8 protein-coding genes and 2 tRNA genes are annotated in these 14,285 nt (G+C 67.0%); 4 read left to right on the top strand and 6 right to left on the bottom strand.

Annotation, left to right across the window (positions count from 1 at the left end):
- Nucleotides 1-165 precede the first annotated feature (165 nt).
- The 3 genes from DESPIGER_RS10060 (at nucleotide 166) to DESPIGER_RS12670 (ending at nucleotide 6,083) form a co-directional block, all read left to right on the top strand.
- Nucleotides 166-1,692 (top strand): YifB family Mg chelatase-like AAA ATPase, encoded by a 1,527-nt coding sequence (locus DESPIGER_RS10060; RefSeq protein WP_072336300.1) that lies wholly within the window; start codon nucleotides 166-168, stop codon nucleotides 1,690-1,692.
- Nucleotides 1,693-2,176: 484 nt separating this feature from the next.
- Nucleotides 2,177-2,943 (top strand): IS5 family transposase gene (locus tag DESPIGER_RS12675; RefSeq protein ID WP_156831586.1). Its coding sequence is split into 2 segments (ribosomal slippage): nucleotides 2,177-2,537 and nucleotides 2,537-2,943, totalling 768 coding nucleotides; the frame shifts between segments, so codons are not numbered across the junction.
- Nucleotides 2,944-3,041: 98 nt separating this feature from the next.
- Complete coding sequence (locus tag DESPIGER_RS12670) at nucleotides 3,042-6,083, top strand: autotransporter outer membrane beta-barrel domain-containing protein (protein ID WP_083575375.1); 3,042 nt, start codon at nucleotides 3,042-3,044, stop codon at nucleotides 6,081-6,083.
- A gap of 102 nt (nucleotides 6,084-6,185) precedes the next feature.
- Here DESPIGER_RS12670 and DESPIGER_RS10040 read toward each other — a convergent pair whose 3' ends face one another.
- The 6 genes from DESPIGER_RS10040 to DESPIGER_RS10015 all read right to left on the bottom strand — a co-directional run bounded on the left by DESPIGER_RS10040 (nucleotide 6,186) and on the right by DESPIGER_RS10015 (nucleotide 13,695).
- Nucleotides 6,186-7,256, bottom strand: coding sequence for a radical SAM/SPASM domain-containing protein (locus DESPIGER_RS10040; RefSeq protein ID WP_072336297.1), 1,071 nt, complete (start codon nucleotides 7,254-7,256; stop codon nucleotides 6,186-6,188).
- Nucleotides 7,253-8,257, bottom strand: a complete 1,005-nt coding sequence (locus DESPIGER_RS10035) for a hypothetical protein (protein WP_072336294.1) — start codon at nucleotides 8,255-8,257, stop codon at nucleotides 7,253-7,255. Before DESPIGER_RS10035 ends, DESPIGER_RS10040 begins: the two co-directional genes overlap by 4 nt.
- A gap of 78 nt (nucleotides 8,258-8,335) precedes the next feature.
- Nucleotides 8,336-10,114, bottom strand: a complete 1,779-nt coding sequence (locus DESPIGER_RS10030) for a TraB/GumN family protein (RefSeq protein ID WP_072336291.1) — start codon at nucleotides 10,112-10,114, stop codon at nucleotides 8,336-8,338.
- Between the two features lie 468 nt (nucleotides 10,115-10,582).
- The gene (locus DESPIGER_RS10025; RefSeq protein WP_072336288.1) at nucleotides 10,583-11,317 is read right to left on the bottom strand and encodes a sulfite exporter TauE/SafE family protein; all 735 of its coding nucleotides are present in this window, start codon (nucleotides 11,315-11,317) and stop codon (nucleotides 10,583-10,585) included.
- Between the two features lie 410 nt (nucleotides 11,318-11,727).
- A tRNA-Lys gene (locus tag DESPIGER_RS10020) sits at nucleotides 11,728-11,803 on the bottom strand.
- Between the two features lie 167 nt (nucleotides 11,804-11,970).
- Nucleotides 11,971-13,695 (bottom strand): glutamine--tRNA ligase/YqeY domain fusion protein, encoded by a 1,725-nt coding sequence (locus DESPIGER_RS10015; protein ID WP_072336285.1) that lies wholly within the window; start codon nucleotides 13,693-13,695, stop codon nucleotides 11,971-11,973.
- Nucleotides 13,696-13,886: 191 nt separating this feature from the next.
- Between DESPIGER_RS10015 and DESPIGER_RS10010 the strand changes: the two genes are divergently transcribed.
- Nucleotides 13,887-13,981 (top strand) — tRNA-Ser (locus tag DESPIGER_RS10010).
- The last annotated feature ends 304 nt before the right edge of the window (nucleotides 13,982-14,285 follow it).

Raw genomic sequence — 14,285 nt, 5'->3', positions numbered from 1 at the left:
GTCCTGTCCGGCTCCGTGCCCGGGGCCCCGTGATACCGGTCACCGGCGCTGTCGCAGATGCGGCAGCGCTTTTTTTTGCAGCCGCCGCCCGAGGCCGGGACGACGGCCCCTCCCGGCGGGGGCCGCGTGCTTCCGGCAGGACGGCCGGCGGCGCGGGGGAGGGATATGGTCATACGATTGTACAGCGCCGGTCTGGAAGGGGTGGATGCCTTTCCCGTGGAGGTGGAAGTGGATCTGGTACGCCAGGGCCTGCCCGGCTTCACGCTGGTGGGCCTGGCCGAGGCGGCCGTGCGCGAGGCCCGGGAGCGGGTCTTTTCGGCCCTGCGGGCCTGCGGCTTCCGTCTGCCGCCTTCGCGCATCACCGTGAACCTGGCTCCGGCCGGACGCCGCAAGAGCGGGACGGCCTTCGATCTGCCCCTGGCCCTGGGCCTGCTGGCCGCCAGCGGGCAGATCCCCGTGGAAGCCTTGCAGGGAAGGATCTTTGCCGGTGAGCTCTCCCTTTCCGGTGCGCTCAAGCCCGTGCCCGGCATGCTGCCCCTGGCCATCATGGCCCGGCAGCAGGGCCTCACCTCCGTCATCCTGCCGCCGGACAACGGGGCCGAAGCGGCCGTGGTCCGGGGCGTGGCGGTCCGCACGCCCGCGCACCTTTCCCAGTGCGTGGCCTTCCTGCTGGGGCGGGAAGCGCTCGAGGCCCGGCAGCCCCTGCCCGCGCCTGCGGAGGATGCCGCGCTGTCCGGCATGGATTTCGCCGAGGTCCGCGGCCAGCAGGGCGCGCGCCGGGCGCTGGAAGTGGCGGCCGCCGGCGGCCACAACCTGCTCATGATCGGCCCGCCCGGCAGCGGCAAGACCATGCTGGCCCAGCGCCTGCCCACCATCCTGCCGCCCCTGGACTTTGAAGAGGCCCTGGAAGTCACCAAGGTCTACAGCGTGGCGGGCAAGCTGGCCCCCGGCCAGGGGCTGGTGCGTGTGCGGCCTTTCCGGGCGCCGCACCATACGGTCTCGGAAGCCGCGCTGGTGGGCGGCGGCCTGCATCCCCGCCCCGGCGAAGTGAGCCTGGCCCACCGCGGGGTGCTCTTCCTCGATGAACTGCCCGAATTTCGCAAGAATGCCCTGGAAGTGCTGCGCCAGCCCCTGGAGGACGGCAGCGTGACCATCGCCCGTGCCGGGCAGAGCCTCACCTATCCGGCCGCCTGCATGCTGGTGGCCGCCATGAACCCCTGCCCCTGCGGCTATTACGGTGACCCCGACCACGAATGCACCTGCCGCCCCGACACTCTGCACCGCTACCGCAACCGGCTGTCCGGCCCGCTGCTGGACCGCATCGACGTCCATGTGGAGGTGCCTGCCGTGCCCTATGAGGACCTGCGCGGGGGCAGCCCTGCCGAAGACTCGTCCACCATCCGAAAACGCGTCCTGGCGGCCCGTGAGCGCCAAAAGGCCCGCTATGCCGGGACAGCCTGCCGCTGCAATGCCGATCTGGGCGGCTTTTTGCTGGAACGCTTCTGTGCTCTCGATGCCGCCGGGCACGCGCTCATGGAACAGGCCGTGCGCGCCCTGGGCCTTTCCGCCCGTGCCTACACCCGGGTGCTGCGCCTGGCCCGCACCATCGCGGACCTGGACGGCAAGGACGCCATCGCTCCCGCCCATGTGGCCGAGGCCATCTCCCTGCGCGTGCTGGATCGCCCGCAGTAGGGACGGGCACGCAGCGGCAGGCAGCACCGGGCAAAACAACGCCTGCCGGCGGGCGGATAACGGCCTGCCGCGGCCCTCCCCTCCCCGGAGAAAGGCTCCCGGCCGCCCGTGGAGCCGGAGCCGGGGCGCAGCCCGCATGGGGCACCGCCCGGAGAGGCGTCCGGCCATCCCGGCCGCCGCGCCGGCGGGCAGCGGGCGTCCTGCCCCGCCTTGCCTCCCGTCCTGCAAGCCGCCTCCCCAACTATGTCTCTCCCGCCTGCCTTTCGTGTCGACGCCATCCGTCCGTGGAACGGGGAAAAGGGCGTCCGGCGCGGAAAAAATGCCGGCGCCCCCTCGGGGGGATGCCTGTCTTTCGCAGGCAATCCACTGTATTTTATGAAATTATATGCATAATTTTGTTGACAGGATTGCCGTGTTTTCTCTAGGTAGTGTCTACACGAGATTTATATTATGAGGAGTGCATCAATTCTGCAAGGATGTGCTTATGACGAATCCTCAACGCCGCCATGACATTTCGGATGCTGCGTGGGCCTTATTGGAACCTCATCTACCTGGGCAAAGCGGGCAATGGGGAGGTGTAGCAAAGGATAATCGCCTCTTTATCAATGCCGTCTTCTGGATATTGCGTACTGGTGCGCCGTGGCGAGACCTGCCACCGGAATATGGCAAATGGGGAACCGTTCATCAACGCTTTATTCGTTGGCGAGACAAACGAGTATGGGAAAAACTCCTTGAAATATTGATTGATGAGCCAGATTTTGAATGGTTGATGATCGATGCCAGCCATTGCAAAGTCCACCCCCATGCGGCAGGGGCTAGAGGCGGTAATCAGGGTATGGGCCGCACAAAAGGGGGCTCAACAGTAAAATACACCTGGCCGTGGATGCGCATGGTATGCCGGTCAGAGTTGCTGTTACAGCTGGTACCACAGCGGATTGCACACAAGCCGTAGCCTTGATTGACGGTATTACCGCTCAATGTTTGTTGGCGGATCGCGGATATGACAGCAATGAGCTCATAGATAAAGCAACTGAGACTGGTTGCGAAATTGTTATTCCCCCCAAAAGGAATCGTAAGACGCAACGTTGGTATGATAAGAGCCTCTATCGAGTGAGGCACTTGGTGGAGAATGCTTTTCTCCATCTCAAACGGTGGCGCGGTATCGCTACAAGATATGCGAAGATGCTCACTTCATTTGAGGCTGCTGCACAAATACGCTGTATAGCGATATGGCTTAAGGTATTAACTTAAACTCGTGTAGACACTATCTAAATAAAAATGAAATTCATTTCCTATAAGGAATGGCATCCTGGAGCGCAGCGGGGAGGCGGCTCAAAAAAGGAGGAACCATGAAAGAGACCCAAGGTGCCCTGGGCATGCTGCTGCGCCGCTACCGCCTGATCCTGGGCAAATGCCGCCTGCGAAACGCGCTGGCAGGGCTGCTGCTGGGGGCCGTGCTGCTGGCTCCCGCCGTTTCGCCCGCCGACAGCGGCGGCAAGGAGGGCCGCCCTGGACATCCTGAAAGCAGCCACTATACCGGCACCACGGATGGCGCTTCCGGTCCGTACACGGCGGACGGGGGGCACGTCATCATCTCCAACCGGGCCGGGGACCTGGACGCCAGCTCGTTCTACGGCGGCCATGCCGACGGCAAGGGCGATGTGACCGGCAACAGGGTCGAGATGCGGGACGGAACATCCCGGGCCGCCAACATCTATGGCGGTTTCACGGAGAACGGCCGGGCATCCGGCAACACCGTGACTGTGGAGAACGGGCGTATCGGCGGAACCTGGGCCGGTGGCCGCGTCTACGCGGGCTACAGCCAGGCCGGGGACGTGCACAAAAACGTGCTGGAGATCCGTGACGGCCACATCGAGGGCTCCCACACCGAGGTGTCTGCCGGGTATACGAAGAACGGCGACAGCACGGGCAACAGCCTCACCATCCGCGGCGGCAGCATCCGCCGCACTGACGCCTATCATTTCGTCAGTGCCGGTTTCAGCCGTGAAGGCAATGCCCTGGGCAATACCCTGACCGTCACCGGCGGCGAGCTGGGAGCGGAAGCCTACGGCGGCCATGTCCAGACCGGGCACGGGGATGCCGCGGACAACCGTGTGGAATTTTCGGGCAGCACCAGCGCCGTGGACAAGCTGACCGCGGGCATGAGCGGCGGGGCGGACGTGCACGGGAACACGCTCGTCATGAACGGCGGCACGGTCAGGGAATTCCTGACCAGCGGGGATTCCCTTCGCGGCCTCGCCTCCGGCAACAAAATAGAGATGCATGGCGGCGAGGTGGGCAAACATGTCTATGCCGGGTACAGCGATCGCGGCGGCGCCTCCGCCAACGAGCTGGTCATCGACGGCGGCACCATCGCCGGTAATGCCTTCGGCAGCTTCATCGCCGACAACAGCACCCGGAACACGGAAGGCAGCAAGATCAGTTTCGGCGGGACGGCCGACGTGCAGTTCCTGACCGGCGCCTACAGCGCCAAGGGCGATGCCGCCGGCAATGAGGTGACGGTGAGCGGCGGTACGGTCCACAAGAACATCCTGGGCGGCGACAGCGGCAGCGGGGAATCCCGCGGCAACACGGTCCGGGTCACGGGCGGCACCATCGGCACCCAGGAGCAGTCGGGCTCCGTTTACGGCGGCTACAGCACGTCGGGCAGCGCCGGTAACAACACCGTCAGCATCACGGGCGGTACGCTGCGCGGCAGCGTCATGGGCGGCTGCGTGGAAAACGGGACCGGCGCGGCCATCGGCAATACCGTGCTGTTCAGCGGCGGCAGCATCGGCGCCGGCGAGGGCCTGTACGGCGGCTATACCGACCAGGGCGATGCCCGCGGCAACACGGTCCTCATCAGCGGCGGCACGCCCGGCAGCGAGGTCTACGGCGGCTTCGTCTGGACAGGCGCGGGCAATGCCACCGGCAATACCGTCATCCTCGAAGGGGCTCCCGATCTGGGCGGCACCACGCTGTACGGCGGCGGCACGGCAGGCGGCAGCGGGGACGTGCGCACCGGCAATACGCTGGAAGTCCGCACCTCGGGCCTGAAGGCCGTCAACGTGGGCAACTTTGCCAATTACCGCTTCATCCTGCCGGAAAAGACCCCTGCCGGCACGACCGTCCTGACCCTCACGGATGCCGGGGGCACGGACATCAGCCACAGTTCCGTGGGCGTGGCCGTGGCCGGGGGCAAACCACTGCTCCGCACGGGCGACAGCGTCACCCTGCTGGCCAACGAACACGGCCTGAAGGCCGAGGGCATGACCCAGCAGCGCCTCAGCGGGCAGCAGGGCGTGTTCGTGACCTATGACTTCGACCTGAAGACCACGGACACCTCGCTGCTGGCCACCGTGACCGATAGCGTGCAGCCCCGAGGCCGGGAGGGCGGGCCGTCCGGCGATGCGGGGGCCCGGCTGGCTCCCCAGGCCAAGGCCCCGCTGGAAGGCGTGCTGGCCGGTGTGGCCCTGGGCAACATCGGCGCCGACCTGGTGGCCGGGAAGGGCATGGATCAGGCCCGCGCCGCCACCGCCACCGGGGGCGACGCCCCGGCCTGGGGCATCGCGCCTTTCGCCGCGGTCACCGGCACGCGCTCGCGCTATCAGACCGGCTCGCATGTGGACCTGAGCGGCGTGGCCTTCATGACCGGTTTTGCCAAGCGGGTGGAGACGTCCATGATGGACATCCTGGCGGGCGTCTTCTTTGAAGCGGGCTTCGCCCGCATGAACACCCGCAACAGCTTTTCCGGCGAACCGTCCGTGGACGGCGATGGCCGGAGCAGCTACTACGGCGGCGGCCTGCTGGCCCGCCTGGACCTGAAGGAAGACCTGCTCAAGGGCCTGTATCTGGAAGGCTCCTTCCGTTATGGCCGCCTCAGCAGCCAGTGGCAGAGCGACGACCTGCATGATGCCGTCAGCGGCCGGAAGGCCGAGTACGACCTTTCCACGCCCTACTACGGCCTGCACGCCGGGCTCGGCTATGTGTGGGACATGACCGAAGACCTGCGCCTGGATGTCTACGGCAAGTACTTCTGGACCCATACCGACGGCCAGTCCACCCACATCGTCGACGACCCCTGGTCGTTCGACGGCGTGGATTCGCAACGCCTGCGCCTGGGGGCGCGGCTGGGCTACGACTTCAGCCGTCAGGTGACCGGCTATGCCGGGGCGGCCTGGGAACACGAGTTCAACGGCAAGGCCCGCGCCACCACCTACGGCCTTGAAGCCCCCGCGCCCAGCCTGAAGGGAGACAGCGGCCTGCTGGAAGCCGGTCTGACCCTCATGCCCGTGGCCGGTTCCGGCCTGAGCCTGGACTTCGGCGTCCAGGGGCACACCGGCGTGCGGCAGGGCGTCAGCGGCACGGCCCTGGTACGGTATGAGTTCTAGGCCGTAAATGACCGGGGGAAGGGAGACCTTCCGGGGCACGGCGCATGGCGTGCCACGCGGAAAGATCCCCCTTCCCCCTCATCCCCGGCGTTTCCGGCAATATTACCAGATCTTCTCGAAGCGCTTGGAACAGCCCGCGCAGGGCAGGTCGGGCCAGGGCCCGGCCAGGGCGGCGCGAAAATCCCTGAAGCCCCTGGTGCGCCACAGCCCGGCCAGCTCCCCGGCGGGGCGGCCGTATTCGGCGCGGGCGAAGATGCGCCGCCTGGGGTCTTCCTCGCTGGTGGGCAGGTTGACGTACACACAGGGCGAAAGGTTGCCCTGCGTGTCCACATAGATGGTGCGGTCCACGTTTTCCCGGCAGCCGTTGCGCACACGGCCCACGGCCTCGGGGTCAGGCAGGGCGTACCACAGCTCCCGGCCGCTCCGGCGCACCCGGTCCGCCACAGGGGCCAGCACGGCGGCCGCTGCGGCCACCTTGTCCGCCTCTTCGGGGCTGTAGGCCTCCACGGCCAGCTCCGGCGAAGCGATGTAATCCATGGTGCTGACCACCGCGCAATGCACGTCCAGTTCTTCCATGAGCTCGGGCAGGCGCTTCACGGCATCCAGCTGCGAGGGCAGGAGCAGATAGGCCAGATGCACTTCCAGATGGACGCCCTGCTTTGTGCGGCGCACCTCCTGCAGGCAGCGGATGGCCTCGCAGACCCGGCTGAAGGGGATGCCCCGGCGGCTGGCGTTGCTGGCCTCGTCGGTACCGGCCAGGGAAAAGGCCACCACGTCCATGCCGCTGTCCACGATGGCGGCGGCCAGGGACTCGTCCATGTGCTGGCCGCAGGTGGTGGTGGATACGGCACAGCCCGCCCGCCGGGCCACGCTGACGAAATCCATGAAGCGGGGGTGCAGGAAGGGCTCGCCCCAGCCCTGCAGATGGACGCGGCCGCACTGGCGCATGAGCGGCCAGAGGGCGGCGAAGGTCTCGGCGCTCATGAGGCGCGACTGCCAGACATCCTTCTTGGTGGTGTGCGGGCAGTAGGTGCAGCGGCAGGTGCAGACGGACGAGACCTCCACCTGCATGCAGAGCAGGGGCGTGGGCCGCCCCGTGAAGGCCTCGCGCAGCCACTGGCGCAGGCCCGGCCCGGGCAGGGCCCTGGGGCTCAGGGGATCGGTCGTGCTCATGCGGCCTCCTCTCCGCCCAGCAGGCGGCGCAGGCGGGCGAACCAGCCGCCGCCCGGGGTGGCGGCGCGGGTGCTCCAGCCGGTCTCCAGACAGGGCAATGCCGGGCGGGCATGCCACTTGCGCTTGAAGAAGCGGATGCCGGGATCGATGCCCAGGCCAAGGCAGAAGCGTCTGTGCCCGCGGGCCTCGGCCTCGCTGACCAGCCCGGCCAGCAGGGCGTCGGCGCAGCCGGGCACGGCATCCTGCCGCCGGAAGGCGAACATGTAGAAGGCCGTGGTCAGGGAGGCGTAATCGCCCACGGCAAAGGCCTGGAGGCTGTTGTCCTCCCGGTGGCGGGCGGCCCAGAGCTGCACGTCGGGATGGGAGCCCGCATAGCTTTCCAGATGGCTGAAAATATGCACCGTGCCGGGCTCGAAAGGCTTGCGGCGCAAAAAGTCCTGCACCAGCGCGGCGTGGTCGGGCTGCCAGGCCTCGCGCACCACCTCCACCTCGCGCAGGGCGCGGCGCTCCATGTTGCGCAGCTTCTGCCACGGCAGGGAGCCGTCCTCGCGCAGCAGGGGCAGGTCGATATCCCAGTAGGCGTCCGGCACGCCCGTGACGGCATCCTGCGGGGCCCGTGCGGGCCGCACCGGGGCTAGGACGGTGATCCGGCGCACTTCCGGCAGGGCAAGGGCCGCATCCACAGCGGCATCCACACGCAGCCGCACGCCCTCCGGCGTGGCGGCCTCGGCGCTCTGGCGCACGCTCACGGCCTCCAGACGGGCGGCCGCATCCGTGGCCTCCCTGACCCCGGCGGCGGCCACTTCCAGATCCGGCCCTCCGGCAAAGGTCTCCAGCATGGCCGCGTCATAGGCCACCAGCACCAGATGCCCTTCCAGCAGATAGGCGGGGAAACCGGCGCAGGCCAGCGGCCGGGAACCGGCCACGGCCGCCACATAGTGCAGCAGCTGTTCCGGGACCACGGCCTCGGCCGTGAAATGCTGCAATCCCAGTGAAAACATGATGGTCTCCTTGTGGCGGAGCACCCGGGCCACGACCTGCCCCCGACGGGGCACGGGCCGGCGGGGCGCCCCCGGCTGTCAGCGCTCCCCGTCAGCGGGGATGCGGTAAAGATCGTCCTCGCCGCGCAGGCGGGCACGCATCCTGTGGACCCAGGTGGGCCGCACCTGCCGCACCGTGAAGCCGTCCTCGGTGAGCATGCGGCGCAGGCGCAGCATGTGGGCCGCGCCCACGAAGACGGCGGCCCCGCCCTTTTCGATGAAGGGCCGCATGCGTTCGCGGAAGCGCTGGTCACGGAAGTCGATGACCTGCTGCGTGCGCGTGGGGAATTCCGTGCTGGTGCCCATCATGGGTTCCAGCTCGCCACGCAGATAGTGGTAGATATTGCGCTTCATATAGGAGCGCCACTGGCCGCAGTGGCGGAAGAAGTCCAGCACGCGCGGCACGGGCACCACTTCCAGGGAGTGCAGCTGCTCTTCCATGCTCTCCATGCCCAGCACGGTCTTGCCCATGTCGCGGGCCAGATGCCAGGCCTCCAGATCCACGGAATCGCGCCAGCCCTGCCGCTCCAGGAAGGCCGTCCAGAGGGAGAAGAAGGCGTACCAGTGCCGGGTGGCATGCAGGCGCTCCCGCACGTCCGGCGCGTCCTCCCACTCCATGTTCAAAAAGCGCGCCACCGGCCCGCGCACGCCGCAGACCACGCGCTCCAGCCGCCGGATCTCGGCCCCGGTCATCAGGCTGTCCAGCGGCACGGCCCCGGGATCAGGAGACTTGCCGCAGGCCTCCACCTGCGCCAGGCTCTCGGCATCCAGCGGGCCTTCAAAGATGACGGTGTCCACCTGGCGGAACAGGCGGCGGAACGAGTCGGCAAAGGAATAGCAGAAAAAATGCGCCGTGCCGCAGATCCAGGAGCGGCGGCCCTGCTTCTCCAGCTCCCAGAGCATGGCAAAGGGGCGCTGGTCGGGCAGCCTGTCCAGTATCTGGCGCTTGGAAAGGCCCTCGTCGCTGCGCTCCACCAGGGCCTGCATGAGCTCGTCCAGCACCACCTTATGCACGTCGGCGCGCGGCCGCTCCTGCCACTGGGCCATGACGTAGGGAAGCTGCGGCGCCCCGCCCCACTTGCGCTTGAAGCGGGTGATGCCCTCATTGACGCCCAGGCCCAGCTGGACGAAGTCACAGCCCGCCGCGCGGGCCTTCTCCAGCATGACGGCAAAGAGCGCGTCCCCGGCGTGGGGCACGGGATGGCTGCGCGCACGGGCGCCCACGATATAGCTGACGAAGGCGGGCGTGCTGTAATCCAGCACCAGACAGGCCACCAGACGGTCGCCGTCCCAGGCGTTGAGCAGGCGCACGTCGGCCCCTTCGGCGGCCAGCATCTGCGGCGTGCGGGCAAAGAGCTCGCGCACGTTGGCCCGCAGCACGGCCCGGCCCATGAACTCGGCCCACAGGCGGCGGTGCTGCGGACCGAACTCGCGCGTCTCGTCGATGCGCAGACGTTCCCGGGCCTTGCGCACGGGCGAACGCAGACGCGGCGGCACGGGCGCATCGGCCGGAAGGGTGTAGAACTCGTCCCGCTCCAGCACGTTGCCCGCCAGACGCGGCGGCAGGTCGGGCCCCACGGCAAAGCAGGCCGTGGCCCCGGTCTCGCGCAGGGCCCCGGACAAGGCGGCCTCGAAACGCTGGTGGCTGTACTCGCCGCCGTCCCGCAAGGGGTAGGCGATGGCCATGAGCCAGTCTTCGGCGGCGTAAAAGACGAAGCTATCCACCATCAGCACCCGGCCCCCGGAAACGGCCTGCATGAAGGGCGCGGAATGTTCGGGGACCACGGCGCGGGCAAGGATGTGGGTGACGGGATTCATGACGCGGCCTCACTGCTGGAGTGCGGAAAGGATGCTCTTCGCATCTTTTCGCAGGATAGCCGCTTTGACGGCGGGCCGCAATGCGGGGCGGGGCAAGGCCCCTTCCAGACACAAAAGGCCGGTACATAAACACCGGCCTTTCCATTCTCAGGCATGTCGCTGGCATCCTGCCGCATCAGGCAAGCACTTTTCCCGGTCACAGCAAGACCTGCCATATCCCCCGTGCCCTCGTCGCCTGTTGAGCGCGCCGTTTGACGGCGTGCGCCGAAGGCGCGGTGCCGTCCGTCCCGGCGCGCCGCCACGGCACCGGGGACCCGACGCGGGGCAGGTGGTGCAGGGGGCCTGGGGCTGCGCAAGCCCCGGCCCCTTGCCGCATCGCCGCGCTTGGCCCGCCCGTGATGCCGGGCAGCAGCCGCCACCCGGGCGGCCCCAAAGACAGGCAGCCCTGCCTTGCCCGCGCAGGCGCGCCTATCCCAGCGCCCGCACCAGGCAGACCACACCAGCCACGGCGATGACGCAGAGCAGCACCTTGCGGAAGGCCTGCTGCGAGATGTGCTTGACCACGGGGAAGGCGATACAGGTGCCCAGGATGACGCCGGGCGCGCCGTACATGGCGCAGGTGAGCACCGTGGGCGTGTAGAAACCGGCCATGCCCTGCAGCGCCAGGGTCACGGTGGCGCGCAGTACGAAGAAGACGCCCAGCGTGCCCAGCAGCACGCGCGGTTCCCAGCCCATGCACAGGCCGTAGGCGCCCACGGGCGGACCGTCGAAGGCGATGGCCGTGCCCAGCAGGCCGGAGCCGAAACCGGCCACGGCACCCAGGGCCCGGGGATGGGCGATGCTGCCGCGGGCGCGGAAGGTCTTCTGCCAGTAGACGTAATAGAGCAGGAGCAGGCCCACGGCGCCCTGCAGCACGGGGCCGGAACAGACCTGGAGGATATAGAGCCCGGCAAAGGAGCCGGGCACCGAGGCCAGCAGCATGGGCCACAGGGCGCTGACGCGGCAGAAGCGGAAATGCAGGCCGGCCAGACAGAGGTCCATGACCATGTTGACGATGCAGGTCAGGGCGATGACCTCATGCACCGGCAGGAGCATGACCAGAAAGGGGAAGGCCACCATGGCGCCACCGATGCCGCTGACGCCGGACACGAAACCGCCTGCGATCCAGGCGAGGAACACACAGATCTCTGTCATCCCGGGCATACGCCCCTCCTGCGGCCACGGGCCGCCCCCATCAGTGCATGAAATCGAAACGCCGTTGCCGCTCCGGCCCGTCCGCAGACAGCGGGAAACGCGCATGGCGGATGGCGGGCGGAGCGTCCCGCCCGCAGGAAAGCGGCCCGTCCGCCGGGGGATGCCATGCCCTATGGCGCTGCCCGCCCTGCAGGGCGCGGCATGCCGTGCGGGCCGTCTTTCGTGCGGCACGGCATTCTCCCATCAGGGGGATTGCCTGCGGGAACTTCCCGCGCCGCGCTCCCCTGCCCGCGTCCACAGCCCCCGCTGCGGCCCGCGCACTCCATGCTTAGGAGGGTCCCGGCCTTTTGGCAACCGGGAACCAGGGGAAAAAACAGGAAAAAGCCCCTGACGCGCTTGCATCAGGGGCTTATCTGTCATGGTGGGTCGTGCGGGGTTCGAACCTGCGACTCTCTGCTTAAAAGGCAGATACTCTACCTACTGAGTTAACGACCCGTTGAGACGTTTCAGATATACAAATCCCCACACGAAGTCAAGGTTTATTTTGTACAAATCCGTTTTTACGGCCGTTCCGGGCCACAGCCCTGCCGCATGGCACGGCCGTGCTCCCCTCACCGGGGGGACGGCCGCCGGGGCCGGACGCCCTGCCGTCCCCCGCCGGGCTAGGCGTTCTTCTTCTCCTGCCTGGCCCAGGAGTCACGCAGGCCCACGGTACGGTTGAAGACCGGGCGCTCGCCGGTGCTGTCCTTGTCCTTGCAGAAGTAGCCCACGCGCTCGAACTGCACTTTGGCGCCCACTTCCTGAGAGGCCAGGGCCGGTTCCAGCATGGCGGTCACTTCGCGTAGGGAATCGGGATTGATGGCATCCAGGAAGGTCTGGCCTTCGGGCATGGCGTTGGGGTTCTCGGCCGAGAACAGGTGCTCGTACAGGCGCACGGTGGCGGGCACGGCATGGCGGGCGGAGACCCAGTGGATGGTGCCCTTGACCTTGCGGCCGTCGGGGCTCTGGCCGCCGCGGCTCGCGGGATCGTAGGTGCAGCGCAGTTCCACCAGATTGCCGGCATCGTCGTACACGGCCTCGCGGCAGGTGATGAAATAGGCGTACCGCAGGCGCACTTCCGCGCCGGGGGCCAGACGGTGGTACTTTTTGGGCGGCTCCTGGCGGAAGTCGTCGCGCTCGATCCACAGCTCACGCGAGAAGGGCACGGTGCGGCTGCCGTAGGCGGCATCTTCGGGATGCCAGGGCATCTCGAACTCTTCCACCTGGTCTTCGGGGTAGTTTTCGATGACCACCTTCACGGGGTCCAGCACGGCCATGGCGCGCGGGGTGTGGGCGTTGAGGTATTCGCGGATGCAGAATTCCAGCACCGCGTAATCCACCATGGAGTCGGAGCGGGCGATGCCGATGCGGCTGCAGAACTCGCGCAGGGCCTCCGGCGGCACGCCGCGGCGGCGCAGGCCGCTCAGGGTGGGCATGCGCGGGTCGTCCCAGCCCTTGACGTAGCCTTCCTTCACCAGCTGGATGAGCTTGCGCTTGGACAGCACCGTGTGGGTGAGGTTGAGGCGCGCGAATTCGATCTGCTGGGGATGGTAGACCTCCAGCGCGTCCAGCACCCAGTCATAGAGCTCGCGGTTGTTCTCGAACTCCAGCGTGCAGATGGAGTGGGTGATGCCTTCCAGCGAGTCGGACAGGCAGTGCGTGAAGTCGTACATGGGATAGATGCACCACTTGTTGCCCGTGCGATGGTGCTCGGCATGGCGGATGCGGTACAGGGTGGGGTCGCGCATGACCAGATTGGGCGAGGCCATGTCGATCTTGGCGCGCAGCACATGCTCGCCGTCGGCGAATTCCCCGGCGCGCATGCGGCGGAACAGGTCCAGGTTCTCTTCCACGCTGCGGTCGCGGCAGGGGCTTTCCTTGCCGGGGCGGGTCAGGGTGCCGCGGTACTCGCGGATCTCGTCGGCGCTCAGGTCGTCCACATAGGCCTTGCCCTTGAGGATGAGCTGCTCGGCGTATTCGTAAAGCTTGTCGAAATAGTTGGAGGCGTAGAATTCACGGTCCCCCCATTCACCGCCCAGCCACTTCACGTCCTCGCGGATGGAATCCACATATTCGGTGTCTTCCTTGACGGGGTTGGTGTCGTCGAAGCGCAGGTTGCACATGCCGCCGAACTCGCGCGCCACGCCGAAGTTCAGGCAGATGGACTTGGCATGCCCCAGATGCAGGTAGCCGTTGGGTTCCGGAGGAAAGCGCGTGTGCACCTGACCCCCGAAACGACCCGACGCGTTGTCGTCCATGATGCGGGCGCGGATGAAGTCCACACCGGCTTTGGGATTGTCGTTGCTTTCCGCGGCAGCGGCCACGGTCTCGGTCTTGTTTTCGCTCATGGCGTTGTTCCTCCGTAAGATATTGAACGCAGCAGGATACGCCAAGCCGGTACGGGGGTCAACGCTGCCCGCCGGGACTTCCCGGCAAAGGCAGAGATTTTTTTGTCCCTTTGCCGGATTTGCCCTTGACAGGCGGTCCCTTCACGACTAATGTACAGCCTCACGCGGGAATGACGATGTCTTCCCCGAGCGGAGAGGTGTCCGAGTCGGCCGAAGGAGCTCGCCTGCTAAGCGAGTATACGGGCTTAAACCTGTATCGAGGGTTCAAATCCCTCCCTCTCCGCCACTAAGGCAGTAAAGCCGGTAGGTTACAGCACGTAACTTACCGGCTTTTTTCGTGCCTGAAAAATGGCTCCCCGGCAAAGGTGTATACCAAAGAGTATACCGGCGTGCCGAAACAGCCGTTTCCAGGGGGCACGCATCTTCGTGCTCCTCGTCGTCACCGGTCACAAGCGCGTACTGGCCGCGCCACGGCGTTCTGTCGCCAACACGCATGGATATGGCCTTATTCATGGTTTGGAAGACTTGCCGCTCAACGCTCTCGGTAAGCGATTCGGTTCAATGTTGTCAGGGTTGTCAAGAAGGCACAG

Origin of the sequence: Desulfovibrio piger, from assembly GCF_900116045.1 — a bacterium.
Taxonomy (GTDB): domain Bacteria; phylum Desulfobacterota; class Desulfovibrionia; order Desulfovibrionales; family Desulfovibrionaceae; genus Desulfovibrio; species Desulfovibrio piger_A.
Note: the sequence above shows the minus strand (reverse complement) of the source record. Positions and strands in the feature narration are given on the sequence as shown.